Annotated in this window: 23 protein-coding genes; 16 read left to right on the top strand and 7 right to left on the bottom strand. The window is 70.2% G+C overall.

Features of this window, described 5'->3' with window-relative positions:
- Window positions 1-24: 24 nt before the first annotated feature.
- Complete coding sequence (gene surE, locus KY572_RS20005) at window positions 25-969, top strand: 5'/3'-nucleotidase SurE (protein ID WP_224244492.1); 945 nt, start codon at window positions 25-27, stop codon at window positions 967-969.
- Window positions 970-1072: 103 nt separating this feature from the next.
- Here the strand turns inward: surE and rraA are convergent, their stop codons facing one another.
- Both rraA and KY572_RS19995 read right to left on the bottom strand, forming a co-directional pair.
- A complete protein-coding gene (gene rraA / locus KY572_RS20000; RefSeq protein WP_224244491.1) occupies window positions 1073-1558 on the bottom strand; it encodes a ribonuclease E activity regulator RraA in 486 nt (161 codons plus the stop codon).
- 15 nt (window positions 1559-1573) lie between these two features.
- A complete protein-coding gene (locus KY572_RS19995; RefSeq protein WP_224244490.1) occupies window positions 1574-2071 on the bottom strand; it encodes a hypothetical protein in 498 nt (165 codons plus the stop codon).
- Window positions 2072-2229: 158 nt separating this feature from the next.
- On the opposite strand from KY572_RS19995, the gene KY572_RS19990 reads away from it, so the two are divergent.
- A complete protein-coding gene (locus KY572_RS19990; RefSeq protein ID WP_224244489.1) occupies window positions 2230-2841 on the top strand; it encodes a DedA family protein in 612 nt (203 codons plus the stop codon).
- 156 nt (window positions 2842-2997) lie between these two features.
- Window positions 2998-5136, top strand: a complete 2139-nt coding sequence (locus KY572_RS19985) for a hypothetical protein (RefSeq protein WP_224244488.1) — start codon at window positions 2998-3000, stop codon at window positions 5134-5136.
- Between the two features lie 63 nt (window positions 5137-5199).
- Here the strand turns inward: KY572_RS19985 and KY572_RS19980 are convergent, their stop codons facing one another.
- Complete coding sequence (locus KY572_RS19980) at window positions 5200-8346, bottom strand: ABC transporter substrate-binding protein (RefSeq protein WP_224244487.1); 3147 nt, start codon at window positions 8344-8346, stop codon at window positions 5200-5202.
- Window positions 8347-8485: 139 nt separating this feature from the next.
- Between KY572_RS19980 and KY572_RS19975 the strand changes: the two genes are divergently transcribed.
- Window positions 8486-9439, top strand: coding sequence for a lasso peptide biosynthesis protein (locus KY572_RS19975; protein WP_224244486.1), 954 nt, complete (start codon window positions 8486-8488; stop codon window positions 9437-9439).
- A 120-nt stretch (window positions 9440-9559) separates the two neighbouring features.
- Complete coding sequence (locus KY572_RS19970; protein ID WP_224244485.1) at window positions 9560-10534, top strand: hypothetical protein; 975 nt, start codon at window positions 9560-9562, stop codon at window positions 10532-10534.
- A 7-nt stretch (window positions 10535-10541) separates the two neighbouring features.
- Here KY572_RS19970 and KY572_RS19965 read toward each other — a convergent pair whose 3' ends face one another.
- Entirely contained in the window at window positions 10542-11567 is a 1026-nt protein-coding gene (locus KY572_RS19965; protein WP_224244484.1) for an arginine N-succinyltransferase, read from the bottom strand.
- Window positions 11568-11810: 243 nt separating this feature from the next.
- Between KY572_RS19965 and KY572_RS19960 the strand changes: the two genes are divergently transcribed.
- Window positions 11811-12866 carry a polysaccharide lyase gene (locus KY572_RS19960; RefSeq protein ID WP_407659978.1) on the top strand — a complete coding sequence of 352 codons (1056 nt, stop codon included), beginning with the start codon at window positions 11811-11813 and terminating at the stop codon, window positions 12864-12866.
- A 60-nt stretch (window positions 12867-12926) separates the two neighbouring features.
- Window positions 12927-14441, top strand: coding sequence for a pyridoxal-dependent decarboxylase (locus tag KY572_RS19955; RefSeq protein ID WP_224244482.1), 1515 nt, complete (start codon window positions 12927-12929; stop codon window positions 14439-14441).
- A gap of 27 nt (window positions 14442-14468) precedes the next feature.
- On the opposite strand, the gene KY572_RS19950 is transcribed toward KY572_RS19955, so the two are convergent.
- A complete protein-coding gene (locus tag KY572_RS19950; RefSeq protein WP_224244481.1) occupies window positions 14469-14969 on the bottom strand; it encodes a hypothetical protein in 501 nt (166 codons plus the stop codon).
- Window positions 14970-15116: 147 nt separating this feature from the next.
- On the opposite strand from KY572_RS19950, the gene KY572_RS19945 reads away from it, so the two are divergent.
- The 6 genes from KY572_RS19945 (at window position 15117) to KY572_RS19920 (ending at window position 19640) form a co-directional block, all read left to right on the top strand.
- A complete protein-coding gene (locus KY572_RS19945; protein WP_224244480.1) occupies window positions 15117-16517 on the top strand; it encodes a tetratricopeptide repeat protein in 1401 nt (466 codons plus the stop codon).
- Window positions 16518-16539: 22 nt separating this feature from the next.
- Window positions 16540-17835 carry a TIGR04013 family B12-binding domain/radical SAM domain-containing protein gene (locus tag KY572_RS19940; protein ID WP_224244479.1) on the top strand — a complete coding sequence of 432 codons (1296 nt, stop codon included), beginning with the start codon at window positions 16540-16542 and terminating at the stop codon, window positions 17833-17835.
- A gap of 15 nt (window positions 17836-17850) precedes the next feature.
- Window positions 17851-18204, top strand: coding sequence for a hypothetical protein (locus tag KY572_RS19935; RefSeq protein ID WP_224244478.1), 354 nt, complete (start codon window positions 17851-17853; stop codon window positions 18202-18204).
- An 89-nt stretch (window positions 18205-18293) separates the two neighbouring features.
- Complete coding sequence (locus tag KY572_RS19930) at window positions 18294-18539, top strand: hypothetical protein (RefSeq protein ID WP_224244477.1); 246 nt, start codon at window positions 18294-18296, stop codon at window positions 18537-18539.
- A gap of 58 nt (window positions 18540-18597) precedes the next feature.
- Window positions 18598-19023, top strand: a complete 426-nt coding sequence (locus KY572_RS19925; protein WP_224244476.1) for a hypothetical protein — start codon at window positions 18598-18600, stop codon at window positions 19021-19023.
- A gap of 47 nt (window positions 19024-19070) precedes the next feature.
- Window positions 19071-19640 carry a DUF2378 family protein gene (locus KY572_RS19920; RefSeq protein ID WP_224244475.1) on the top strand — a complete coding sequence of 190 codons (570 nt, stop codon included), beginning with the start codon at window positions 19071-19073 and terminating at the stop codon, window positions 19638-19640.
- Window positions 19641-19677: 37 nt separating this feature from the next.
- Here KY572_RS19920 and aceA read toward each other — a convergent pair whose 3' ends face one another.
- Both aceA and aceB read right to left on the bottom strand, forming a co-directional pair.
- Complete coding sequence (gene aceA / locus KY572_RS19915; protein ID WP_224244474.1) at window positions 19678-20964, bottom strand: isocitrate lyase; 1287 nt, start codon at window positions 20962-20964, stop codon at window positions 19678-19680.
- A 26-nt stretch (window positions 20965-20990) separates the two neighbouring features.
- Window positions 20991-22613, bottom strand: coding sequence for a malate synthase A (gene aceB / locus KY572_RS19910; RefSeq protein ID WP_224244473.1), 1623 nt, complete (start codon window positions 22611-22613; stop codon window positions 20991-20993).
- 264 nt (window positions 22614-22877) lie between these two features.
- On the opposite strand from aceB, the gene KY572_RS19905 reads away from it, so the two are divergent.
- The 3 genes from KY572_RS19905 to fumC all read left to right on the top strand — a co-directional run bounded on the left by KY572_RS19905 (window position 22878) and on the right by fumC (window position 25377).
- Window positions 22878-23237, top strand: a complete 360-nt coding sequence (locus KY572_RS19905) for a PspC domain-containing protein (protein ID WP_224244472.1) — start codon at window positions 22878-22880, stop codon at window positions 23235-23237.
- Window positions 23238-23293: 56 nt separating this feature from the next.
- The gene (locus tag KY572_RS19900; protein ID WP_224244471.1) at window positions 23294-23860 is read left to right on the top strand and encodes a Uma2 family endonuclease; all 567 of its coding nucleotides are present in this window, start codon (window positions 23294-23296) and stop codon (window positions 23858-23860) included.
- 119 nt (window positions 23861-23979) lie between these two features.
- Window positions 23980-25377: a class II fumarate hydratase gene (gene fumC, locus KY572_RS19895; protein ID WP_224244470.1), complete on the top strand. Its 1398-nt coding sequence runs from the start codon at window positions 23980-23982 to the stop codon at window positions 25375-25377.
- Window positions 25378-25386: the final 9 nt, after the last annotated feature.

The following is a 25386-nucleotide window of genomic DNA, read 5'->3' as shown; positions in this document are numbered from 1 at the left end:
TTCCACATCCCCCGGAGTCCTCCTGTGCGCACCCATCTCACCCTCTCTTCCCTCCTCACCCTGGCGCTCCTGAGCCTGGGCTCCACGGCCCAGGCGCAGACTTCCGAGCCCCCCCTGCGCATCCTCCTGACCAATGACGATGGAGTGAATGGCTCGGGCATGCGCACCCTGCGCGACGCGCTGTGCGCCGCCGGCCACCAGGTGTTCGTCTTCGCGCCCTCGGGCGACCGCAGCGGCAGCAGCGGCGCGCTCAACCTCAACGTGACGATCCGCGCCACCCGCACGGAGTTCACCTGCGGCACCGCAGTGAGCGAGATGTGGGCCATCGGCGGCACGCCCTCGGACTCGGTCCTCTTCGGGCTGTCCATGCTGGGCGAGCAGAACCGCCCGGACCTGGTCATCTCGGGGATGAACCTCGGGCAGAACGTGGGGCGCGCGGTGAACCACTCGGGCACGGTGGGCGCGGCGGTGACGGCCGCGGAGGAGGGGGTGCCCTCCTTCGCCGTGAGCGTGGCCATCAACCCTCAGGACGCGGCGACGGGCTTCTCGCAGACCGTGGCGGCGGCTCCCTACGCCGCGGCGTACGTGAACCAGCTCATCAGCAAGCTGCGGCAGACGGCCCAGCCCGGGGAGCCCCTGCTGCCGGACCGGGTGATGCTCAACGTCAACTACCCCGTCATCCTCGGCACGGACGGGCTGTTCGCCCCCACGCTCGTCCAGGGCGCGCGTGTGACGGCCGTGGGGCATGGGGAGGTGGTGCATCCGACGTACACGAAGGTGGCGAACTCGGCTGACCTGTACGTCGCCTCCGGCCCCATCTGCGGCCTCCAGGTCGCGTGCGCTCCCGAGACTCAGTGGAACGCGGACACCACCGCGCTGGAGGCGGGGGCGATCTCTGTTTCCCCCGTGGTCGTGGACGGCTCCCTGCGGCTGTGGCTCCTGGCGCGCATCCACGCGCGCCTGCGCTAGGGCCGGCAGCCCTCGGGTTCAATCCCCCGGGGCCCGAGGGCTGTCGACCCGGCGCGTGGCATGAGGAAGTCGCCGTCGCTGCTCCCGCCGGAGCGGGAGTGGCTCAGGACGGCGCCAGCTGGGTGGCGGAGACGACGATGCCGTCCTCGTCGCTGTAGAGCCAGTGGCCAGGCGTGAAGGTGACGCCGCCAAAGTTGACGGGCACGTCGACCTCGCCGGCGCCCGTCTTGCGACTCTTGCGAGGGTTGGACCCCAGCGCCTTGACGCCGATGTCGAGCTTCGCCAGGGCCACGGTGTCACGCACGGCGCCGTGGAGGATGATCCCCGCCCAGCCGCTCTTCTGCCCGATGCCCGCGATGACATCCCCCATCAGGGCCGAGCCGAGCGAGCCGCCGCCGTCCACCACCAGCACACGGCCCGCGCCGGGCTCCGACAGCGTCCTCTTGAGCAGGACATTGTCCTGGAAGCAGCGGATGGTGGCGATGCGGCCATGGAACGCCCGCCGGCCGCCGAACTGCCGGAACTGCGTCTCACAGCTGGACAACTGCGCGTCGAACTGGTCGATGAGATCGGATGTGGCGAACGCCATGACGCTCCCTTTCACTCAGTGGGCCCGGCGGAAGCCATACACCCACGCTCCCGCGGCGGCGAGCGCGGGCAGCACCACGGTGACGGTGAGCGTGACGAAGATGGCGTCATTGGCCGGCTGGCCGATGAAGTCCACGCCCGACACGCGCAGCCACGCCTTCACGCACGTGACGCCCCAGTTGGCGAAGTTGGCGCCGATGACGAGCCAGGCCAGGCGCTGCTGCCCCACCGGGCCGTAGCGCAGCATGGGCAGCGTCCAGGCGACACCCAGCAGGAAGAAGGTGCCCATCAGCGCGTTGAGGTGGGCGGCCAGCGCCATGTGCGGATCCGCGGGCACCTTGCCCGTCATGGCCGACGAGACGTAGCCACCGGTGAGCAGCCCCACGAGCATCAGCCAGGCGGCGGCGTGCGCCATCAGGCGTGCGGCGGGCTGCGGTGCCGGAGCCGCGGTGGGCAGCGAGGCGACCGGAGCATCAGGGCTCGGAGGTGGGGCGAGGTAGGGGGCAGGAGTCATGGTAGGTGTCCGCCATCTTACGGCGACACGGTGCAAAGTGCCGAACCGGGTTGCCGAGCCCGGCAGCCTGTCCCCATCCGGGAACGGTACGGCGCCCGCGCGCGCCTTGTTAAGAAGGGGCAGGCAGGCGTCGAGTCCCCGCGGAGGTGGGAGCGAGCATGGTGGAGTCCATTGATCACTTCATCATGACGATGGGAATGGCAGGGCTGCTCGTCCTCGGACTGGCGGCGATGCTGGAGTACGTGGTGCCCCCCTTCCCGGGAGACACCATCACCCTGCTGGGCGGGGTGTACGCGGTGCGCGGCGATCACCCGTGGCCGCTCGTCTTCCTGATCGTGACGCTGGGCAGCCTGGCCGGGGCGGCCATCAACTACTGGTTCGGCATGTGGCTGGCCCGGCGCTTCGAGGCCCACCCGCAGGCGAGCTTCCTCGGCTTCACCCACGCGAAGCTGGAGGAGGTGCAGGCGCGGATGCGCCGCAACGGGCCGTGGCTGCTGCTCGTCAACCGCTTCCTGCCGGGCATTCGCGGCGTCATCTTCATCGCGGCGGGGGCGGCGCGCATCCCCCGGCGCAACGCGCTGTTGCTGGGCGCGGTGTCCGCCATGGCCCACAACGCCCTGGTGCTGACGGTGGGCCGTGCGGTGGGCGGCAACCTCGAGCGGCTGGAGTCGCTGGTGTCGCGGTACCAGATGGCCGTGGTGGTGCTCGTGCTCGTCGGCGTGCTGGCGGTGGTGGTCCGGGCGCTGGCGCGACGCACGCCGGCCACCTGAGCCGGGCCTTCCGTCCACTGGTGGCCACCCGCCTCGTGCGGACGCGCGGCGGTTGCCGCACCGAGCAGGCATTTGCCGCGGGCGGGTATCCACGGCCGTGCAGTGGGCGGAGGCTTCCGCTTCAGGCTCCCACCTGAAGCTGGTTAAGTCGGGGCCATGCTCCGCAATCGGCCCTGGCTCCTGTTCCTCGTGGCGCTCGTGCTTGCCGGCGCCTGCCGGTGTGACGATCCAGGCCTCGGCGGGGCGCGAGGGGACTTCCGTCCGCAGGAGACGGAGGTGGACTTCGGCCGGGTGCTGGAGGGCGAGCAGTCACGCCGCACGGTGACGCTGGTGGGCACCGGGCGCGCTGGCGTCACGGTGACGGCGACCACGGGCAGTCCCTTCTCCGTGACGGAGAGCTCCGCGTCCGTGCCGGGAGGCGGGACGGTGGGGTTGGAGGTGGTGTTCACCGCGGGGGACACGCCGGTGGAGGGGACGCTGGTGCTCACCTCGGGCCGTCGCACCGAGACCGTCGTGCTCAGGGGGGAAGGGGTGAGGCCGCTGGCCTGCATGCCCACGATGCAGTGCCGCGAGTCCCGCTTCGAGCTCGAGCCCGGCATCTGCGTGGAGACGCTGGCGCCGGACGGGACCATCTGCATCCCGACCAGCCGGTGCGAGGAGCGGGGGCGCTGCCAGCAGGGCGTGTGCGTCGGAGCGCCGCGCCTGTGTGACGACGACGATCCGTGCACGGTGGATGCGTGCTCGCCCACGGAGGGCTGTGTGACGACGCCCGTCATATGCCCTCGGCCCTCGAACCCGTGCAAGGTGGGGGTGTGCCGGCGGACGAGCGGCTGTGGCGAGCAGGACGCGGAGGACTTCAGCCTCTGCGGCAGTGCGGACTGCAAGACGGCGGACCTCTGCTTCGGAGGCACCTGCAGTACCTTCCCCACTCCCGAGGGTTTCCTGTGCGCGCCCGCCATTCCCTGTCAGGGCGAGGGCAAGTGCACCTCGGGAGAGTGTGTCCGGCCGGAGCCGGAGGAGCTGCCCGCGCTCTTCTCGCAGACGCTCGGTGGGGTGCCCGTGGCGGAGCCTGGAGGGCCCGTCCTGCTCGTCCACGGGCAATCGCTCTACACCTCCGTGTGCGCGGAGGATGCGGGCTGCCGGCTGGTGGCCTTCACGGAGAACGGCCTGCTGCGCTTCGAGGCCCCCTATGAGGATGGAGGGCCGCGCACGCTGCTGACCGTGTCCGACGCGGGCGTCCTGATGCGCGAGCCCGAGGCCTTGGAGAGCTACTCCCTGGCCGGTCCGGGCCAGCGCCTCTGGCAGTTCCCGCTGGCGGATGAAGCCGCGCGCGATGGAGGCGTGGCGCCTTCGACGGGAGCGGGCCAAGTGGCGCTGACGGCCGAGGGCGAGGTGGTGGCGCTCGTGTCGTGGCGGGGGCCCGAGGACGCCGGTGTGACGGGTGATGGAGGCATGGATGCGGGCACGCCGGGATGGCCTGCGACGCTCGTGGTGCTCGGCACGGACGGCGGTGTGCGCCGGGCTGGACCCGTGGAGGGCTTTGGCGGCGAGGGCGCGCGCGTGGCGCTCGAGGAGCAGGGCACGGTGCTGCTGTGCGCCGAGGGAGCCGGGCGTGTCTCGCGGGCCGAGCCGGCGCCGAACGATGCGGGCACGGGCTTCGTCACCCTCCCGCTGGTGGACGTGGAGGAGGAGGGTGGCTCCTCGCTGGCGGTGGCGGGAGGACGGCTCTTCGCGGGAGCCAGGCTCTTCGCCAGCACGGATGGCGGGAGCCTGGCGCGCGTCTCCTGGGATGGGGGCGTGCGGCAGCTCACTCCGATTGACGAGCCGGCGCTCCTGCTGAACGACGTGGGCTATGCCTTCGCGCGGACGTGCCCGGACGGCGGCGCGCCCTGTCCGCGCGAGCTCGAGCGGCTGGTACTGCGGGCGATGGATGCGCGGACGGGGGAGGCGGCCTGGGAGGTCTCCGTGCTACCCGTGGATGCTCCTGGCACGCTCCATCAGGCCTCGCTGGTGCAAGGAGGCGCGGTGGGCACGCTCACGGACGTGGCCCTGGATGGGGGCCCGATGGCCCACGTCCAGCTCTTCGCCCAGGGAGAGCGGGTGGCGATCTGCCCGCTGAAGGACCGGCCCCGCATCGCGGGCGCGACGCACGTAGGTCGCTACCTCTATGTCGTCCTCGAGCGCGAGGGCGTGTGGCGGCTCGAGGCGTTCGACCTGGGCTCATTCGGAGTCGCCGAGACGCGAGGCTGGCCCCAGCGACACGGTGTCTCGGGGAACCGGCGCGCCGTGCCCTGAGGCGCTACGTCCTCGGCAGGGCGCGGAGGAGCTCCTGCATGCTCGAGTCGAAGACGGCGGCCCTCAGGGCCGGGTATCCGTGTCGAGCCACAGGTCCTCGAAGCGCACCTGGGGCGGCGTCATGTGCAGCCGCACGTCCTGCACCGTGGGGCTCGCCACGGCGTAGATGCGGTCGTGGTACAGCGGGATGAGCGGGCAGTCCCTCTCGAAGATCTCCTCGGCGCGGCGGTAGAGCTCGTGGCGCCGCTCGGGATCGATGGAGATGCGAGCCTCGGCCGTCAGCTTGTCCAGCTCCGGGTTCTGGTAGCCGAGCGGGTAGATGGTCTGCGCGCTGGAGTTCAGCAGGAAGTAGAGGAAGTTGTCCGGGTCCGGGTAGTCGGCGAGCCACAGCGTCCGGAAGGCGGGGATGCGCCCGGCGCGCAGCCGCGTCGTGTAGTCCTGCGGCGGCAGCTCCACATGGTGGAGCTCCAGCAGGCCCGCCTCGATGAGCGGCGCGAACAGCACCTGATCCTCCTCGGAGGTGTCTCGCCCGGCGGGGTAGTAGATGGTGAGGGGAATCTTGCGCACGCCCGCCTCGCGCAGCAGCTGCTCGGCCCGGGCCACGTCCGGGCCCGACACGGTGGCGGGGCTCGAGTCCTGCAACAGCTCCGGCGGAGTGAGCGTGGAGGCCATGCGCGCGCCAGGGTGGAAGCGCTCCACCAGGCGGGGGATGTCCACGCCGGCGCGGATGGCCTGGCGCACGCGCACGTCGTCGTAGAGCGGCTCGCGCAGGTTGAGGCCCACGAAGGAGGTGGAGGGCGTGGAGCTGGCGATGACCTGGAACATCTCCATGCCGGGAGCCCGGGCGTGCTCGGCGTGGAGGTAGGAGATGAAGTCCACCTGGCCGGCCTGGAACTGCTCGACGGCGGCCTGCCTGGAGTCCAGCAGCCGGAACTCGAGCCGATCCAGCAGCGGCATCCCCTCGCGGAAGTAGGTGGGGTTGCGCTCGAGGGTGACGCGCTCCGTGTCGAAGCGGTCCAGCCGATAGGGGCCGGTGCCCAGCAGCCGCCCGCTGCTGTCCTCGCGGGCGATGGCCGTGGGAGGGAGCGTCAGCAGGTGGAGGAAGAAGGCCTTGGGCTCCCGGAGCCGGATCTCCAGCGTCCCATCGTCGATGGCGTGCAGGCCGGTGACTTCCCGCGCGGTGCCGTTGACGTAGTCGGGCACGCCGGCGATGTCCTCCAGCAGGGTGCGGTCCGGCGAGCGCACGTCCGGGCTCAGCAGCCGCTCGAAGTGGCGCTTCACGTCGAACGCCGTCAGCCGCACCCCGTCGTGGAAGGTGACGTTGCGGCGCAGGAAGAAGCGGAAGACGCGGGCCGAGGAGTCCATCTCCCACCGCTCGGCCAGGTCCGGCGCCAGCACGCCATCCTCCAGCCGGAGCAGGCTGGTGAAGACGCACGCGCAGATCTCCGCCAGCTGGTTCTCCACGCTGAAGAGCGGATCCAGGGTGTTGCGAGCGCGCAGCGCCGCCGCCTGGTGGATGCCGATGCGCAGCTCTCCGCCGGGCCGAGGCCGGGGCAGGCGGAAGCGGAACACCTCCGCCTCCAGGCTCACCGTCTCGTTGCCGAGCTGATCCACCGTGCGGCTCAGCTCGTCGCCGATGCGGATGACGCGGCGGGCGTCCTCGCGCACGCGGGAGACCTCCTCGCGGATGGCCGTCTCGCCCCGGGTGAGCACGCCGTGCGCCTTGCGGATGTCGTCGATGGCGGCCGTCAGCCGCACCACGGCCTCGGAGAGCTGGTGGCCGGTGCGGGCCTGGCCCTCCACCTTGTCCGTGGCCTCTCGGGCCAGCCGCGCCATCTCGCCCGTCTGGCGCACCAGCTCGCGCGCGTGCCCCACCTGCTCGATGGCAGCGCGCGTCACGTCGTCCACCTGCAGCGCCACCCGGCGGCTGGCCTCCGCCACGGAGGAGCCGTGCTGCTCCAGGCGCTTGGTCTCCTCGACGGTGGACTCCACGGCCGCGAAGGTGCGCTGGGTGATGCTGCGGATCTCCACCAGCGCGGCGGCGGCCCGGTCTCCCAACTGGACGCCGATGGTCGCCTGCGCTCGGCCCTCCTTCACCAGCGCCACGGCGGTGCCCACCGCCTCGCGCACGCCGGTGACCATGGAGGCGATCTCCCGCGTGGAGCGCGCGGTGCGCTCGGCCAGCCCGCGGATCTCGTTGGCCACCACGCCGAAGGGGCGCCCGTGCTCGCCGGCCTGCGCGGCGATGATGGAGGCATTGAGCGCCAGCAGCTTCGTCTGATCGGCGATCTCCTGGATGACGTCGACGATGCGGCCGATCTCCGTGGAGCGCACGCCGAGCGAGTCGACGATCTCCGCGGCTTTGCGCACCGTCTCCTCGACGCGGTACATGCCCTTGACGCTGTCGTTGACGAGCTCCTCGCCGCGCTGGGCGGTCTCCGTCACCGCCATGGACAGCTCGTTCGTCTCGCTGGCGCGGCGGCGCACGGCGTCGATGCCGGTGCTGACCACGGAGACGAAGCTCTCGGCCTCGTTGGCGAAGCGCGCCAGCTCGTCGCCGGCCATGGCGATGTGGGCCAGGCGCTCGCTCATGGCCTGCACCAGCTCGCTGGTGTTGTGGGAGAACTCGTCGAGGATGGAGAGGGCGTGGCCCACCTGCTGGAGCCGCTCCGTCATCTCGCCCAGGGCGTTGGTCGTCTCATCGGCGAACGAGTCCATCTGCCCCACGCGCTGGCCGGTGGCGTGGAGGCTCTCGCCCATGCTCGTGACGGCGCCCAGGGAGTGGTCCACCGCCAGGCCCTGGCGCCGCGCGGCCTCCATCAGCATGCGGGCCTGGTCCGAGACGCTGGTGCTGGTGCGGTGCAGGTTGACGGTGACGCGCTGGACCTGGGAGATGGCGCGGCGCAGGGAGACGAGGAGGCGGTGCACGTCATCGCGCCCCTCGAACTCGTCGCGGGTGGAGATGGCGAGATCGCCCTCGGCCAGGCGGGTGATGACGCGGCGGCGCATGCGCAGGCGTCGTCCGGCCCAGGCGTACCAGGTGAGCCACCCACCCAGCAGGTAGAGCGACGGCAGGAGCAGCAGGAGGAGGAGCCATCCTCCGAGGGAGCGCGGCTCTCCCGTGAACGCGCGCAGCAGCCCGCCTAGAATCAGCGCGGTTGCGAGCCCTCCACCGAGGCCGAAGCCGAAGAGGTACCGTTTGGCTCCCATGAGCAGCCGCGAAGCTACTCCGCCTTTCCGCGCCGTTCCTCAAAACCGTTCATGTCGGGGGCCGGGGTGGGCCCTGCTCGTCTGCCTTTCCCTGGTCCTACCTGCCACGTCGACAGGGTTTTCAGGGGGAGGGTCCGCCTTGCCCCAGGGGGGAGAGGACCCAACACGTTACCTCTTCGCGTGGCGCGGGGTGCCGGTGGGGACGGTGACGCTGGCGAGAGCGGAGGGACGCTTCACCTATACGTCGGTCCACCTGCACACGCGAGAGGGGAAGGTGGGGGCACTGACACGGGAAGTGAAGCTCACGGTGGATGCGCGGGGCCGGGTGGAGGGGACGCAGAGCGTGCCGCAGGCGCTGTGGCTGTGGCGGGGGCCGCCGCGCGCGGGCTGTGTGACGGGGCGGGAGGAGCTGACGGGCCGCGAGGGGCCGCACTGTGTCACGGCCGTTCGGGAGCGGGTGGTGGAGGGGGTGATGATGGGCACGCCCTTCCAGGCCCGGTACGACGCGAAGGGGCGGCTCGAGGTGCTGGAGGTGGGCGAGTCCCGGTTCACGGTGGCGGCTTCGGGCGAGCGGCTGCGCGCGCCGCCGGAGCTGTTCGCGGAGGGCGTGCCGGTGGAGGGCGAGCGGGGAGCGCTGACCTTCGTGCCGGCCTGGCCGGTGGCAGAGCGGCTGCCGGGGATGACGCCGTGGGATGCGGCCGCGGCCCGAGCGCTGGCGAAGCGGGTGCATGCGGCCTTTCCGGAGAAGGGCCCGGGGGCGGCGGACTGGCGCGAGGGAGGAGAGGGCGAGGCGGGAGGGTGCCTGGCCCACGCGCTGCGCTTCGCGGCGGAGGCGGCGAAGCTCGGGCACAAGGTAGGGATGGTGCACGGCCTGCTGGTGGTGGACGGAGGCCCGGCGCGTCCTCATGCCTGGGTGCGGGTGGCGTTGGAGGGAGGGGGAGTGCTGGAGCTGGACCCCACCTCGCTGGATGGGGTGCGTCCGGAGACTCACCTGCCGCTGGCGCTGGTGGATCCACGAGGCTCCCCGCTCGAGGCGGGTGAGCGCTGGCTGGAGCTGCTGCGAGGAACGCACCGCATCGTCCGGCGCCCCTGAGCTGTGGCAGACCGGGAAGCCAGCAGTGGGGGGCTAAGCTGCGGAGTCATGTGGAGACTGACCCCAGGCGGTACGTGCCTCGTGGAGTGAACTACCCGTAGAGGGACGGCGAGAGCATCGATGGCACGCATGGCGGATGTGACGCAGATCCAGGAAGAGCTGGTTCGGATGTTCAAGCTGGGGGATGAGGCACAGGTCCGCAGCCTGATGCGCCAGCTTGGCTCGGGACCTCGGCAGGTGCGGGCGGCGTTGGAGACGATGCTGACCCACACGGATGGTCTCGTACGGCAGGCAGCGGCCTTCGGGCTGGGGGAGCTGGGAGGAGCCGCCAGCGTCAAACGCCTGGAGGCACAACTTGCCATCGAGGAAGCGCGTGGGGATTACGACGGGGCTGCTGTCGTGGAGGACATCACTCGCGCGCTCGGTCGCATCAACGGAGCGAAAGCCAGGGCGAGCCTGGTGAAGAGGCTGGAGCGGCTCGTGGCCGGCAAGCCGGAACTCGCGGACGTCAACGATCTGGCGGAAGCCCTCTGGAGGAAACGGCACCCGGATCTGATTCCCGCCGTGCGTGCGAGCCTGGAGAAACTCACCTTGCAGGCGCCGCACGGTCTTCACGGACTGCTGACACTGCTGGAGAAGTCACCAGAGGAGCTCGATGCATGGGTACGTGACTCGTCCGTGAGCCTGGCGCACAAGCGGAAGGTGCTCGCGGTCGCCGAGGAAGATGTACCCGACGAACTGCTGACCGTGATGCCCGCGTTCATTGCCACGGCGCAGGCCGTGAGCGGGCAGATGAAGGACGCCCGCTCGGATGCCAGAACCTACTGCGAGCGCTTGTTCAGTGTGCTCCTACAGGATCGGGACCGCTTCGTGGGTGCAGCGCCTGAGGCGCTGCGCTCCGCGCTGCGAGCTTTGGCTCTCGAGGTGATCGTGACCACCTATCCAGACCCATCTCTGCGCGCGGCTACCATCCTCGAGCTGGTAGGGCGCCCCGAGGATGCTGCGTTCCTGACGGATCACTGTCCGGAGGAGTCGGTCAGCGCCAAGGTCTTTCGCGACGCGGCTCGAGCGCTCCGAGAGCGCCAGAAGAACTGACAGCCCCTCACTCGAACGGAATGAGCGACAGCCGCGCCCCGGCCGACACGCCCAGCATCTCCTTGGCGGGGCCGGGCAGGTAGACGATCTGATCGTCCACCCGGCCCTGTGTGCGCACGGCGCGGAAGCGATTGCGGCCGGACTCCCGCTCGCAGGCCACGAGGATGTCATCGCCCTCCTGCTCGAAGTCGTCCTCGGCCAGCTTCACCGTGCGGTAGCGGCGCACCAGGGTGACATCCGCTACGTTGGCCTCGAAGTGCGGCCCGCCGTCGAACGGATCGATGCGCTCCACGTACCGGAAGCCGATGCGCTCCAGCATCCGCTGCACGCCCCGCGTCTGCGGCCCCACCTCGCCCAGCACCTTCTGCACCCGCGTCGGGAAGAGCGAGGCGTAGATGTCCGAGGAGGGGAACAGCTCCTTGATGAACTCCTTGTTCTGCCGGCTCAGCCGGTCCGCCTCCTGGTAGCTCAGCCCGGTGAACTTCCGGCCGCAGGCCTCCCACAGCAGGCTGCGCCCGTCCGGCAGCAGCGGCGGCAGCAACTCCGCCAGCACTCGAGGCCGGAACATGCGCCGGTGCATGGCGATGAACAGGAAGCGTACGTACGACAACTGCTTGCCCGGCTTGTCCGGCGTGGCGCGGTAGGGCGGATCCACCACCAGGCCACCAATCTCCGTGGGGCCCGCGTAGTTGTAGGCGATGGAGAGCACCTTGTGCCGCAGGTGTCGCTCCAGCGAGGCCGAGTAGTGCTCGCGTTCGCTCACCTCGTAATAGATGTGCGGGGCCTCGTAGGTGCCGTGCTGCGCGATGACCATCGACGTGCCGATGATCATCTCGTTGCGGGAGTCCTCGAGGACGAAGAGGTACTCGCGCTCCAGCGGGTTCTTCACCTTGCCGGCGAAGCTCTTCACCGACTTGTCGATGATGTTCGACAGCGTCTCCTCGTTGTTGGGGAGGTTGACGGTGTTGAGCACGGCGGCCAGCCGCTTCAGGCCAGCCAGGTCGCTCTTCTGGACGTCGCGCAGGACGAGCATGGGACACCTGGGACGCCCGTCTGGAGGGCGCCGCAGGGGTGGGGACCATACACCACACCCGCCACGCGTCAGCCTCTTGTGAACGCGTCCCGGCATGGCGCCGTGCGTCAATCGGGCACCCTCGGCCCCCCGGCCGGAGGCCTCCCAAATCCAGCTCACGCGTGAAACATGTCTCATACCCTCCGTGCCTCTGCCCGCTCGCCTGCTCTGGCGTCGAGGGAGCGGGAAGGTTTCGTCGCAGGAATGAAACATGTTTTTCGGCTAGGGTTCCGATCGTTGAGTGACCAACCTTCGCGAGGAACCCCCGAATTGAGAATCCTCCCGCTCTGGATTGCAGCGCTCCTGGTCTCCAGCCCGGCCGTGGCCGGGGTCGTCTGGCGAGGGGACTTCGAGACGGGCGACCGTTCTCAGTACTCCGGAGCCCAGATGGTGAGCGCGGACCGGCTCCAGGTGGTGACGTCGCCGGTGGCGGAGGGGCGCTACGCGCTCAAGGCCACGGTGAAGCAGGGGGACGACCCCATCAACTCCAGCGGCAACCGCAACGAGCTGGTGTACCAGGGCAACGAGGCGGTGGGCTCGGAGTACTACTACCGGTGGAAGGTGATGTTCGCGCCGGACTTCCCCAGCGTGCGCACCTGGCAGGTCTTCACCCAGTGGCACCATGACGGGTGCTGTGGCTCGCCGCCGGTGGAGTTCTTCGTCTACGGAGAGGAGATCCGGCTGACGCTCACGGACAGCATCACTCCGTGGAGCATGCCCCTGACGCGCGGGGTGTGGCACGAGTTCATCTTCCGAGTGAAGTGGTCGGCGGACCCCAGCGTGGGCTTCGTGGAGCTGTGGCACAACCGCGAGCGGGTGCTGCCCAAGCGGAACCTGGCGACGATGTACCCGGCGTCGAAGGTCTACCTGAAGCTGGGGCTGTACCGCAGCGACACCATCTCCCAGACGGGCGTCGTCTACCACGACGGGTTCACCCAGGCGACGCGGCTGGAGGACGTGCTGCCACCGAGCCCTCCGCCCGACGCGGGCACGCCGGACGCGGGCACGCCGGACGCGGGCACACCCGCGTCGGACGCGGGCACGCCGTCCAGCCCGGACGCGGGCACGGGCACTCCCGGGGAGTCCGCGGGCGACGCCGGAACGACTCCCCCCCTGGGGATGCCGGGCGGCAACGCCGGGCTACCGGACACGGAGTCGGAGGAGGCCGTGCAGTACGGCTGCTCCGCGAGTGGAAGTCCGCTCGCGCTCATGTCCCTGCTGGCGCTGCTCGGAATGCTGCGCCTGCGTCGCTCGCGCTGAGCACCCTGGAGGAGGCGTTGCGCACCGCCCGAGGGGCGTCCTAGGGTCCGCGACCCCACCATGAGCCAGGAACGCGACGAGGAAGTGCCGCATCTGAAGTCCGAGGATTTCCGCCGCCTGGGCCACCAGATGGTGGACTGGATCGCGGACTACTGGGAGCGGATGGAGTCCTTCCCCGTGCGCTCCCAGGTGAAGCCGGGCGAGGTGCTGGCGAAGCTGCCAGTCCACCCACCGGAGCAGGGGCTCGGTGGGGCGCAGGGCTGGGACGCCGTCTTCAAGGATCTCGACTCGGTGGTGCTGCCGGGCGTCACCCACTGGCAGTCCCCCTCCTTCTTCGCCTACTTCCCGGCGAACGCCTCGGGCCCGTCGGTGCTCGGCGATCTGCTGTCCTCGGGGCTGGGCGTCCAGGGGATGCTGTGGTCCACGGGACCCTCGTGCACGGAGCTGGAGACGCGGGTGCTGGACTGGCTGGCGGAGCTCACGGGGCTGCCGGAGTCCTTCCGCTCCACCTCGGGCACGGGGGGCGGCGTCATCCAGGGCACCGCGAGCGAGGCCACGCTGGTGGCCATGGTGGCGGCCCGCGCGCGCGTGCGGCGCAAGCGCCCCGGCCATGCGCCCCTCGTCGCGTACTCCTCCACGCAGGCGCACTCCTCCGTCCTCAAGGCGGCCATGCTGTCCGGAGTGGCGAGGGACGCCAGCGACACCACGCACGTGCGCCTGCTGGAGACGGACGCCGGCTACGCCCTGAGGCCGGAGCTGCTGGAGCGGGCCATCACCGAGGACCTGGCCGCGGGCCGCCAGCCCTTCTTCGTCTGCGCCACGCTCGGCACCACCTCCTCGGGAGCGATGGATCCGCTGGGGCCGATCAGCCAGGTGATGGAGCGCACGGGCCTGACGGCCATGGGAGGCTGGCTGCATGTGGACGCGGCCTGGGCGGGCTCGGCGCTCCTGTGCCCGGAGCACCAGGGACTGGCCGCGGGCATCGAGGCGGTGGACTCCGTCGCCTTCGATGCGCACAAGTGGCTGCTGACCAACTTCGACTGCGACGCCTTCTACACGCGAGACCGGGCCGGCCTGGTGGACGCGCTCAGCGTGACGCCGGAGTACCTGCGCAACGCCGCCAGCGCCAGCGGCGCGGTGATCGACTACCGGGACTGGCAGGTGGAGCTCGGCCGCCGCTTCCGAGCGCTGAAGCTGTGGTTCGTGCTGCGCCACTACGGCGCGCAGGGCCTGCGAGCCTATCTGCGCGAGCACATCCGCCTGGCCGGGCTGTTCGAGTCCTGGGTGCGCGAGGATGGGCGCTTCGAGCTGGCGGTGCCGCGCTCGCTGAGCCTGGTGTGCTTCCGCCTCGCGCCGCGCCCGGGCGAGCCACCCGAGGCCACGGATGCGCGCAACCGCGGCCTGCTGGAGCGGCTGAACGCCACTGGCAGCGCCTTCCTCTCGCACACGGTGCTGCCTGGGGTGGACGGTGCGCCCGCGCGGTACGTGCTGCGCATGGCCATCGGCGCCCCTCGCACGGAGGAGCGCCACGTCCGCGCCTGCTGGGAAGCGCTCCAACGGCTCGTCGGGGAGTGACGGGCCGCGAGCGCCTCGTCGGAGAAGCTAGTCCAGCGCCTCGATGCTTCCGCGGCTCTGGCCCATCGCGAAGGTGCTGCTCACGAACGACAGGAGCGACATCTTCATCAGCTCCTTCATGTCGTTCATGGCCTTCTGCTCCGCGAACATGGCCTGCAGCTCGCCATTGAACTCGGAGCCGGCGGCGGGGGGAGTGGTGGTGCCGTAGTTCGGGCCCTGGGTGGCCGGGGTGCCCGTGCCGGGAACCTGGCTCTGGGGCGTCGTGGTGGTCGTGCCCGGCACGCCGATGCCCGGCACGCCCGCGCTCCTCGCCTGCATGTAGGGCCCACCGAAGGCGGAGCCCGGAACCGCGCCGGAGTTCACCATCGCCGTGGAGACGATGCTGGAGCCGGCAATGCCCACGCGGCCGGTGGTGGGGGCACCCGCGCTGCCCTGCAGGCGCGTGCTGAAGCTGGCTCGAGCGGTCTGGGCCGTGCTGTCCGTGGTGGTGACGGGCATCCGCACGCCGCCCAGGTTGTTGACTTGCATGGTTCCTCCGCAGGCGGGGCCGACCTGGATCACAGCTCGGCTCCCTCCCCCATTATCCGCCAGGAACGCCCCGGAGTTGCGACCTCTGTTTTTCCAATGGTTCCGGGGGGTTGGGAGCAGGCATGGGGCAGGGTAGGCTGCGGGGCCATGGCTTCATCTCCTCGCCCCGAGCGATGCCGGACGCACGCGACGAGCCTCGCGGGCTGGACCTGCGAGGCGTGCCAGTCCCGGCTGTGTCCTGAGTGTGTCGCGGAGCAGACGTACGGGCCCACGGCCGTGGCCGTGGAGGTGTGCTCGCTCTGTGGAGGACGTGCCGTTCGGCTGAAGCACCATCGTTCGCACCGCTCCTACGCGTCCCGGCTGATCGACTCGGTGCGCTTCTTGGTGAAGCCCTCCACGCTGTTCTCTCTCGTGGGGCTGGGAGTCTTCTGCTCCCTGATGGGCTGGTTTGGTGGCTTCATCGGCTGGGTCCTCATGGCAGGCGGCACCTGGGCCTACCTGTTCTACGTGTTCCTGTCGTCGGCGCGGGGCGTGGAGCTGGACGTGCCGGACTTCTCCTCGCTCTCGGACATCATCACGCCCCTGCTGCGCGGGCTGGCCGGCTCCTTCTATGTCTGGGCCCCCGCGGTGCTCTACGTCATCTTCAGCGGGAACTGGGAGCCGGGCGGAGGGTTCGAGGCCGCGCTCTCGGATCCGATCCTCTATCTCATCCTCGGCTGGTGCCTCTTCTACGGGCCCATGGCCTTCATGGTCGCGGCCACGCCCACCTCGCTGTGGGTGCTGCTCAACCCGGTGGCGTTGGTGCTCTGGGCCTTCAGGCTGGGCACGGACTACCTCCTCGCCCTCGTGGTGGTGGTGGTGTCGCTCGGCCTGGATGTGCTGCTCGGCCTCCTGGGCGGTGCGCTGTCGAGCGCGGGAGTCCCCGTCGTCTCGCGGACGCTCGATCTGGTGATGCCCTTCTTCATGGCGCACGTGCTGGGACAGCTCCTCTTCGTGCGGGGCGACAAGCTCGGCTACGGCGTCGAGGAGGACTATTACGAGCCTGTGCTCCCCGGGGCTCGCCCTCAGGGCCGTCTGCCCTCCAAGGCGAAGAGCGCCCCGCCCCCGCGGCGCGAGGAGGGCGGTGTGGCGTCCCGCATGGCGGCGGTGCTGTCGAACCTGGAGCCGAGCGCGCCCGTGGGGGACCCGAGCGAGTCCCTGAGGGCGGTGGTGGACGCCGTGACGGCGCGTGACACCGCGGGGGCGGTGCTGGCCTACCGGGGGCTGGAGTCCTCGTCCCACGCGCGCCTGGCCCCGGAGCAGCACCTCTTCGTGGGGCGGGCGGCGGCCAGCGGTGGGGACTTCGCGCTGGCGGCCAAGGCCTTCGAGACCGCGGCGGACGTGGCGCCGGAATCGCCCGTGGCGCCCCAGGCGCTGGTGCTGTTGGCGCGCCTGTGCGCCGAGCGGATGAGCGACCCCGCGCGGGCCCAGAGCGTGTATCGCTACATCGTCCACCGCTACCCGGACACTGACGCCTCGCGGTTCGCGGCGCAGCGCCTGACGCCCTAGGGTGTGGCATCATCGCGCGCCCATGAGCTCCCACGGGAAGGTCGCGCTCGTCCTGAGCTACCAGTACCCGGGCAAGTACGCCTTCACGGTCCTGGCGGGCGCCGTGGAGGCGGACGCCTCGCTGGCGGACGTCGCCCTGCACTTCCCGCGCGATCGCGAGTCGCTGCTGACCACGCTGCGGCAGTGCGCGGATGAGGGCGCCACGGTGGTGGCGGCCTGGTCCTTCTACTCGGCGAGCTTCGGCGCCGCGGCGGAGGAGCTGGCCTGGGTGCGCGAGCGGCTGGAGGGCCGGCGCGTGCTCTGCATCGCGGGCGGAGTGCACGCCACGGCGGAGACGGAGCAGACGCTGCGCGCGGGCTTCGACCTGGTCGCGGTGGGCGAGGGCGAGCACCTGCTGCGCGAGCTGCTCCACCGACTCAAGCGCGGCGAGGACCCGAAGGGGACTCGGGGGATGGCGCGGCTGGAGGAGGGGCGGGTGGTGCTGAACGGGCGGGGCGAGGGCGTGGTGGACCTGGACGCCTTCCCGCCGTTCGCGGCGGAGCACGCGAAGTACGGGGCCATCGAAATCACCCGGGGCTGCATCTACGCGTGCCGGTTCTGCCAGACGCCGTTCCTGAACAAGGCGCGGTTCCGACACCGGAGCGTGCGCAACGTGGCCGAGTGGGCCCGGGTGCTGCGGCGCTCGGGGCGGCGGGACGTGCGCTTCATCACGCCCACCTCCCTGTCCTACGGCTCGCCGGACGAGTCGGTGAACCTGGCGGCGGTGGAGGAGCTGCTGGCGGCGCTGCGCGAGTCGATGGGGCCGGATGGGCGCATCTTCTTCGGCACCTTCCCCTCGGAGGTGCGGCCGGAGCACGTGACGCCGGAGTCGCTGGCGCTGCTCGAGCGGTACGTGGACAACGACAACCTCATCATCGGCGGGCAGTCCGGCTCCGAGCGCATCCTCCGGAGCAGCCACCGGGGCCATGACACGGAGGCGGTGGTGCGGGCCGCGCGGCTGGCGCTGGAGGCGGGCTTCCTTCCGAACGTGGACTTCATCCTCGGGCTGCCGGGCGAGGAGCGGGAGGACATCGACGCGACGCTCCGGCTGATGGAGCAGCTGTCGGAGCTGGGCGCGCGCGTGCACGGGCACACCTTCATGCCGCTGCCGGGGACGCCATACCGGGATGCTCCCGCGGGCCGGGTGGATGAGGAGACGCAGCGCCGGTTGGACCGGCTGGCCTCGCAGGGGCGCCTCTACGGGCACTGGAAGCAGCAGGCGACGCTCGCCGAGCAGATCGTCCAGCGAAGACAGCCACGCGCGCGGGGACGGGCTTGATTAGGATGGGGTGTGATGTCCGACGACTCTGAGACACCTCCCTACTGGACGCTCATCTCGGTGCTGTTCAGCACGCAGCCGCTCACGCCCACGCTGGCGATGACGCTGCATCAGACGGCGTATGAGCTCTACCAGCGAGACGACTCGGTCGGACAGGTAGCGGGAGACCTCATCTCCGGCAAGGTGCGCAACCTCCGCAAGGACGTCCACCTGGGCGGTATCGTCGGGCCGGCCTTCGAGGCGGAGATCGACACGGAGCGAGGCTCCGGAGTGGTGCGGTTCCTGCTGACGCGGCAGGGGCTGGAGATGATGGAGGCCCGACCACCTCCCCCGCGGATGCCCAGGTCGAAGCCTCCGCTGCTGAACTGAGCAGGCAGGCCTGCGAGCCCTCGCTGCCCGAGACCATTCCGTCCGCACCTTTGGGAGCAGAGGTGAACGAGGCCTCGAAGGAGCGAGCCATGGATCCGAAGGAGTGGAAGCAGCGCAGCGTCGGCATGCCGCTGGATCCCGCGAAGCAGAAGGACCCGGACGACTCGGAGGATCGGCTGCCAGGAGATGGTGGGCGGGAGGCGCTGACCGACATCTCCGGGCAGAACGGCGGGCAGCGCACGGAGGTGGGGCGGCCCTACGACGGCGAGGGGGACGTGCAGCGCGGCCAGCGCGACGCCTTCAACGAGAAGAGCGACCGCAAGAAGGTGGATTGAGCCGGGGACGACCGGGGGCGCCGGAGCGTAGGATCCGAGCACTCCAGGAGGTGCCCGGATGCGCTGGACGCTGTCGTGCCTGATGGTCTGCGGTCTTTTGGGGGCATGCGCCTCCACGCCTACGAGTCCCGTCGCCGAGCCCCAGCCGACCTCGCCAGCAGGGGACTGCCCCACGGAGAAGCTTGCCTTCACCCAGGCCACGGGCTGCCGCTCCGATGGCTCGCTCGAGTTCTGCGTGCCGAAGGGGGACCCACAGCTCCTGGAGCGGCTCCGTGCGGCGGTGCCGGAGCTCCGCGCCGCGGGAGGAGGGCGAGGGCGGGCCGGCTGCGACCTCACGCGGGAGGCGCTCTACTTCCTCGACACGCGTCCGGAGCAGGAGTGCGTCAGCGGCACCGCGGCGCTGACGGATGCGGCCTGGCGGAAGGTCTGCCGCATCGCGCTGGAGCCGGCCATCGCGCGAATCGTCCCCACCTGGTACGAGTGACGCGCGCCGCCGGGTATACTTCGAGGGCGAGCTCACCCGGGACGGACATGCAACCACGGCCACCGCAGCAGACGCCGAGCAAGGACGGACGCGCGCTCAAGAACAGCGCCGTCGAGGGCCTGCTGCGCGGCTTCGGAGTAGGGCCCGGCTCAGCGGAGATGCTGGAGGTCATCGAGCTCCTGGGTGGCACCGGCGGTCTGCCCGTCGAGGTGCCGGTGGACCGCTACATCCAGCTCATCGAATGGCTGGCGCGCCGCCACTACACGAGCCTGCCGCAGCCCGAGGGCATCCGGTGCGTGGGCATGCGCATGCTCCACGGCTACCGGCAGACGCTGCTGGGGCAGATCCAGCTCAAGGCGCTGAACCTGATGGGCCCGGATCGGCTGATGCGCAAGGTGGGGGACTTCATCGGGCGCAACAGCAACTTCGGCGAGCGCACCACCGAGCAGGTAGCCCCTCGCCACTGGCGGATGATCTTCCGAGAAGTCCCCATCCCGCCCGAGTTCTACCAGGGCCTGTGCGAGGCCTCCTTCGAGGTCATGGGCATCAAGAAGGTGAGCATGACCTTCGTGCGCAAGAGCCCCGAGGACACGGACTTCGACATCCGCTGGGAGTGAGCACGGAGGCCTGGGGCCCCCGTGCCCACGAGCCGCATCAGAACTGGTGAGCCTCGGTGGACTCGTTCAGGGCCAGCGTGCTGGAGCAGCCGCCGGAGATGACCTCGGCCACCTGGTCGAAGTAGCCGGTGCCCACCTCACGCTGGTGCCGCGTGGCGGTGTAGCCGTCCTTCTCCGCGGCGAACTCGCGCTGCTGCAGCGCCGAGTACGCGGCCATGCCCTGCTCCTTGTACGTCCGCGCCAGCTCGTACATGGCGAAGTTGAGCGCGTGGAAGCCCGCCAGGGTGACGAACTGGAACTTGTAGCCCATGGCGCCCAGCTCGCGCTGGAACTTCGCGATGGTCGCGTCGTCCAGGTTCTTCTTCCAGTTGAAGGACGGCGAGCAGTTGTACGCCAGCAGCTTGCCTGGGAACTTCGCGTGGATGCCCTCGGCGAACTCCTTGGCCTGCTTCAGGTCCGGAGTGCTCGTCTCGCACCACACCAGGTCCGCGTACGGCGCGTACGCCAGGCCGCGCGCGATGGCGCACTCCAGGCCGCCCTTGAGCCGGTAGAAGCCCTCCGCCGAGCGCCCCGCCTTGCGGTCGATGAACGGGTGGTCGTACTCGTCCGCGTCGCTCATCAGCAGCTTGGCGCTGTCGGCGTCCGTGCGCGCCACCACCAGCGTGGGCACGCCCATCACGTCCGCCGCCAGCCGCGCCGCGGTGAGCGTGCGGATGAAGTTGTTGGTCGGCACCAGCACCTTGCCGCCCATGTGGCCGCACTTCTTCTCGCTGGCGAGCTGATCCTCGAAGTGCACGCCCGCGGCGCCCGCCTCGATCATCGACTTCATCAGCTCGAAGGCGTTGAGCGGCCCGCCAAAGCCCGCCTCGGCGTCGGCGATGATGGGCGCGAACCAGTACCGGTCATCCTTGCCCTCGGCGTGCTCGATCTGATCGGCGCGGCGCAGGGAGGCGTTGATGCGGCGCACCACGTTGGGCACGCTGTCCACCGGATAGAGGCTCTGGTCCGGATACATCTGCCCGGCGCTGTTGGCGTCGGCCGCCACCTGCCAGCCGGACAGGTAGATGGCCTTGAGGCCCGCGCGCACCATCTGCACGGCCTGGTTGCCGGTGAGGGCCCCCAGGGCCTGGATGTAGTCCTCGGTGTTCAGCAGCTCCCAGAGGCGCCGCGCGCCCATCTCCGCCAGCGTGTAGCTGATGCGGATGGAGCCACGGAGCTTCTCCACGTCCTTCTCCGTGTAGTTGCGGGTGATGCCCTCGAAGCGCCGCGCGTGGAGCTTGGCGTGGGGAGAACTGTCCGGGGTGGTGGCGTTGGCGTCGTACATGCGCAAGCTCCTCTGGTTAGGGGAAATCAGTACTGCGGGTCCAAGGCCTCGTAGGCCGGAAGGGTGAGGAAGTCCTCGAAGGTGGGTGTGACGGACAGGCGCTCGAAGAGGTGGCGAGCCTGGGTGAAGCGCTCGCCATAGCGGCTCGGAGCGCCTTCCCGCTCGAGCTCCTCCATCTCCTCGGCCATTACCTGGCGGAACAGCTCCGGGGTGACGTGGCGGCCGTCCTCCAGCGTGGCGCCGTGGTGGATCCACTGCCACACCTGGGCGCGGGAGATCTCCGCGGTGGCCGCGTCCTCCATGAGGTTGTAGAGCGGCACGCAGCCCAGCCCGTCCAGCCAGGCGGCCATGTACTGCACGCCCACGCGGATGTTGTGGCGCAGGCCCTCCTCGGTGCGGGTGCCCTGGGGCACGGCGAGCAGCTCCTTCTCGCCCACCTTCACGTCGGCGCGCAGGTTGTGGAGCTGGTTGGGGCCCGGCATGTGCTCGTCGAAGACGTTGCGCGCCAGCGGCACCAGCGCCGGGTGCGCCACCCAGGTGCCGTCATGGCCGTTCCTCACCTCGCGCAGCTTGTCGGCGCGCACCTGCGCCAGCGCCTTCTCGTTGGCGGCGGCGTCCCCCTTGATGGGGATGAAGGCCGCCATGCCGCCCATGGCGTGCACGCCGCGGCGGTGGCACGTCTGGATGAGCAGCCGCGAGTAGGCGTCCAGGAACGCCTTGTCCATCGTCACCTGCCCGCGGTCCGGCAGCAGGAAGGCCGGGTCGGACTGGAGCTTCTTGATGAAGCTGAAGATGTAGTCCCAGCGGCCGCAGTTCAGCCCCGCCGAGTGCTCGCGCAGCTCGTAGAGGATCTCGTGCATCTCGAAGGCCGCCGGCAGCGTCTCGATGAGCACGGTGGCCTTGATGGTGCCGCGAGCGACGCCCAGCTCGCTCTGGGCCAGCAGGAACACGTCGTTCCACAGCCGGGCCTCCAGGTGGCTCTCCATCTTGGGCAGATAGAAGTAGGGGCCGGTGCCGCGGGCGAGCTGCTCGTGGACGTTGTGGAAGAAGAAGAGCCCGAAGTCGAGGAAGGCGCCGGGCACCGGCTTGCCGTCCACCTCGAGGTGGCGCTCCGGCAGGTGCCAGCCCCGGGGCCGCACGAAGAGGACGGCGGGCTTCTCCACCAGCGCGTAGTGCTTGCCGTTGTCGGCGGTGAAGGTGATGGTCCTGCGGACGGCGTCCATCAGGTTGAGCTGCCCGCGCACCACGTTGTCCCAGGTGGGGCTGTTGGCGTCCTCGAAGTCCGCCATGAAGACGCTGGCGCCCGAGTTGAGCGCGTTGATGATCATCTTGCGCTCCACCGGGCCGGTGATCTCCACGCGCCGGTCGAGCAGATCTCGCGGCAGCGGGGCCACCTTCCAGTCGCCGTCGCGGATGGCCTGGGTGTCCGGGAGGAAGTGGGGCCGCAGGCCACGGTTGAAGGCGGCCTGGCGCTCCTGCCGGCGAGCCAGCAGGGCCTCGCGGCGCTCACCGAAGGCACGTGTCAGCTTCGCGACGAAGTCGAGCGCCGCGGGGGTGAGCACGGAGGCGTAATCCGAGGACCAGGCGCCATGGAGCACCACGCCGGGGGGAAGATCCGGCGGCTTCGGAGAGGACACTGGGTCTCGCATGACGCCTCCTTGACGTGTCGCGTTGTAAAATGGCCTATGGCAGAGAAATTGTCCATACCCGAGAGGGAAGGAAGGGGCTGTGAAAAAGAGGCCTGGTTGCTTGTAAGCCCGTCAACACCTGGGATTGATAAGTTGTAAATCAGCGGACTGCCAAACAATCTTCACCGGGAGTCCGGGCGCAATCGTCTCCGGCAGGCCTGCGTAGGTAGGACTGAGGCCCGGGATCGACAAGGCACCCCGGGCGTGTACGAAAGGACGGGCGTCATGGACTCCACGAAACGCTGCGCGGCCTGCGCCATGGAGCTGAGGGATGAGGCGACGCGGTGCCCTCACTGCCGGGCGGTGCAGCCGGGCGCGGTGATGCACCGCGGAGGCGAGGGACGGAAGCTCCTGGGCGTGTGCCTGGCGCTCAGCCGCCACTTCGGGTTGGACGTGGCGCTGGTGCGCGTGGCGTTCGTCATCCTGCTGGCGGTGTTCGGGGGAACTCCTTTGATGGTGTACCTGCTGCTGTGGGCCTTCACGCCTCCGTCGGCGATCGGCAAGGCGCCAATCCAGCGGGTGGTGGACTGGATGGTGGGGCCGGCGGAGGGCTCGGGCGAGCCCAAGGTGGAACGCCGGGTCTGACCTGAAAGGTCTCCTCCGCTCTTGAGAATGCAACAGGTAGGGTGCATGCTGTAGCCATGCCTGCTCGCCCTGCATTGTCGTTCCCAGAGAGGTCCCCGGCCCTGGGCGCCTTCCCCTCCAACGTGGTGGCGGAGATCCTGGGCGGCGAACTGGTGGACAGCCCCCGGCCGCGCATGGTGCAGACGCTGGCGGCCTCCGTGCTGCTGGCCAGGCTGTCGGGTGCTCTCGTGAAGCGGCGGGGCGGGGCCGGCAGCTGGCTGCTGCTCTTCTCGCCGGAGCTGCACCTCAGCGGAGAGCTCCTCGTGCCGGAGCTGGCGGGGTGGCGCCGCGAGCGGGTGCCGGAGCTGCCGGACGTGACGGTGATGACGCTCGCTCCCGACTGGGTCTGCGAGGTGCTCTCGCCAGAGACGGTGGCGCTCGATCGGGGCCTCAAGATGCTGGCCTATGCGCGGGTGGGGGTGAAGCACGTGTGGCTGATGGACCCGGACCTGAGGACGCTGGAGGTCTACCGCTACGAGGAGGGGGCCTGGGCGCTGCTGGACGTGCACGAGGGCTCCCAGCGGGTGCGAGCCGAGCCCTTCGGGGGAATCACGCTGGAGCTGGGCGCGCTCTGGAAGCGGTAGGAAGGCTCACGACAGTCCCAGGGCAGGGTTCACGGCTGGACGCTCATTCTCGCGCGAGGCCGGAGCGCGCGGCGGCAGGGCGCCTTCCGTGATACGGGCCGGGCCCAGGAGGCTGACCCGTGAGCACGAAGAACGTTCGTATCGAGAAGGACACCTTCGGCCCCATCGAGGTGCCGGCAGATCGCCTCTGGGGCGCGCAGACGCAGCGCAGCCGCCAGAACTTCGCCATCTCCACCGAGCGGATGCCGCCGGCGCTCGTGCGCGCGCTGGTGCTGGTGAAGAAGGCGGCGGCCCTGGTGAACATGGAGAACGGCACGCTCGACAAGCAGAAGGGCGAGGCCATCGTGAAGGCGGCGGACGAGGTGCTCGCCGGCCAGCACGACGAGGAGTTCCCGCTGCTGGTGTGGCAGACGGGCAGCGGCACGCAGACGAACATGAACTGCAACGAGGTGCTGGCCAACCGCGCCTCGGAGCTGCTCGGCGGCGAGCGGGGCGAGGGCCGCCGGGTGCACCCGAACGACGACGTGAACAAGGGGCAGAGCTCCAACGACGTGTTCCCCACGGCGATGAGCGTGGCGGCGGTGCGGGCGGTGGTGGGCGACGTGCTCCCCGAGCTCGCCGAGCTGCGCGACGTGCTGGCGAAGAAGTCACGGGACTTCCAGGACATCGTGAAGGTGGGCCGCACGCACCTGCAGGACGCCACGCCGCTGACGCTGGGCCAGGAGTTCAGCGGGTATGTGGCGCAGCTGGAGCACGCGCGCGGCCACCTCGAGCGCACGCTGCCGCACCTGCTCGAGCTGGCGCTGGGCGGCACCGCGGTGGGCACGGGGCTCAACGCGCCCAGGGGCTACGCCGAGCGGGTGGCGCAGGAGATTGCCCGGCTGACGGGGCAGCCCTTCGTGACGGCGCCCAACAAGTTCGAGGCGCTGGCGGCCAATGACGCGCTGGTGCAGGCCCACGGGGCGCTCAAGGGCCTGGCGGCGGTGATGTTCAAGATCGCCAACGACGTGCGGTGGCTGGCCTCGGGGCCGCGCTCGGGGATTGGCGAAATCACCATCCCGGAGAACGAGCCGGGCAGCTCCATCATGCCGGGCAAGGTGAACCCGACGCAGTCCGAGGCGATGACGATGCTGTGCGCCCAGGTGATGGGCAACGACGTGGCCATCGGCCTGGGCGGGGCCTCGGGCAACTTCGAGCTGAACGTCTTCAAGCCGCTCATCATCCACAACTTCCTGCAGAGCTGCCGGCTGCTGGCGGATGGGATGCGCAGCTTCCGGCTGCACTGCGCGGTGGGCATCGAGCCGAACCGGGCGCGGCTGAAGGAGAACCTGGAGCGCTCGCTGATGCTCGTCACCGCGCTCAATCCGCACATCGGCTACGACAACGCGGCGAAGATCGCGAAGAAGGCCCACAAGGAGGGCAAGACGCTGAAGGAGGTGGCGGTGGAGCTCGGCCTGCTGACGGCCGAGCAGTTCGACCAGTGGGTCCGCCCGGAGAAGATGATCGGCAACCTGTAGGCGGCGGCC

The organism is Hyalangium gracile (genome assembly GCF_020103725.1).
In the GTDB taxonomy this organism is placed as follows: domain Bacteria; phylum Myxococcota; class Myxococcia; order Myxococcales; family Myxococcaceae; genus Hyalangium; species Hyalangium gracile.
The sequence above is the reverse complement of the archived record's forward strand: the minus strand, read 5'-3'. Positions and strand labels throughout refer to the sequence as shown.

Bases quoted from the DNA above. Each gene is read 5' to 3' on its own strand.
- KY572_RS19920 (WP_224244475.1), top strand. From the start codon at position 19,071: ATGCAACCACGGCCACCGCAGCAGACGCCGAGCAAGGACGGACGCGCG.
- KY572_RS19955 (WP_224244482.1), top strand. From the start codon at position 12,927: ATGAGCCAGGAACGCGACGAGGAAGTGCCGCATCTGAAGTCCGAGGAT.
- KY572_RS19925 (WP_224244476.1), top strand. From the start codon at position 18,598: ATGCGCTGGACGCTGTCGTGCCTGATGGTCTGCGGTCTTTTGGGGGCA.
- KY572_RS19970 (WP_224244485.1), top strand. From the start codon at position 9,560: ATGGCACGCATGGCGGATGTGACGCAGATCCAGGAAGAGCTGGTTCGG.
- KY572_RS19990 (WP_224244489.1), top strand. From the start codon at position 2,230: ATGGTGGAGTCCATTGATCACTTCATCATGACGATGGGAATGGCAGGG.
- KY572_RS19960 (WP_407659978.1), top strand. From the start codon at position 11,811: ATGAAACATGTTTTTCGGCTAGGGTTCCGATCGTTGAGTGACCAACCT.
- KY572_RS19995 (WP_224244490.1), bottom strand. From the start codon at position 2,071: ATGACTCCTGCCCCCTACCTCGCCCCACCTCCGAGCCCTGATGCTCCG.
- KY572_RS19900 (WP_224244471.1), top strand. From the start codon at position 23,294: ATGCCTGCTCGCCCTGCATTGTCGTTCCCAGAGAGGTCCCCGGCCCTG.
- KY572_RS19965 (WP_224244484.1), bottom strand. From the start codon at position 11,567: ATGCTCGTCCTGCGCGACGTCCAGAAGAGCGACCTGGCTGGCCTGAAG.
- aceA (WP_224244474.1), bottom strand. From the start codon at position 20,964: ATGTACGACGCCAACGCCACCACCCCGGACAGTTCTCCCCACGCCAAG.
- KY572_RS19905 (WP_224244472.1), top strand. From the start codon at position 22,878: ATGGACTCCACGAAACGCTGCGCGGCCTGCGCCATGGAGCTGAGGGAT.
- KY572_RS19950 (WP_224244481.1), bottom strand. From the start codon at position 14,969: ATGCAAGTCAACAACCTGGGCGGCGTGCGGATGCCCGTCACCACCACG.
- KY572_RS19980 (WP_224244487.1), bottom strand. From the start codon at position 8,346: ATGGGAGCCAAACGGTACCTCTTCGGCTTCGGCCTCGGTGGAGGGCTC.
- KY572_RS19935 (WP_224244478.1), top strand. From the start codon at position 17,851: ATGTCCGACGACTCTGAGACACCTCCCTACTGGACGCTCATCTCGGTG.
- aceB (WP_224244473.1), bottom strand. From the start codon at position 22,613: ATGCGAGACCCAGTGTCCTCTCCGAAGCCGCCGGATCTTCCCCCCGGC.
- KY572_RS19945 (WP_224244480.1), top strand. From the start codon at position 15,117: ATGGCTTCATCTCCTCGCCCCGAGCGATGCCGGACGCACGCGACGAGC.
- KY572_RS19930 (WP_224244477.1), top strand. From the start codon at position 18,294: ATGGATCCGAAGGAGTGGAAGCAGCGCAGCGTCGGCATGCCGCTGGAT.
- rraA (WP_224244491.1), bottom strand. From the start codon at position 1,558: ATGGCGTTCGCCACATCCGATCTCATCGACCAGTTCGACGCGCAGTTG.
- KY572_RS19985 (WP_224244488.1), top strand. From the start codon at position 2,998: ATGCTCCGCAATCGGCCCTGGCTCCTGTTCCTCGTGGCGCTCGTGCTT.
- KY572_RS19940 (WP_224244479.1), top strand. From the start codon at position 16,540: ATGAGCTCCCACGGGAAGGTCGCGCTCGTCCTGAGCTACCAGTACCCG.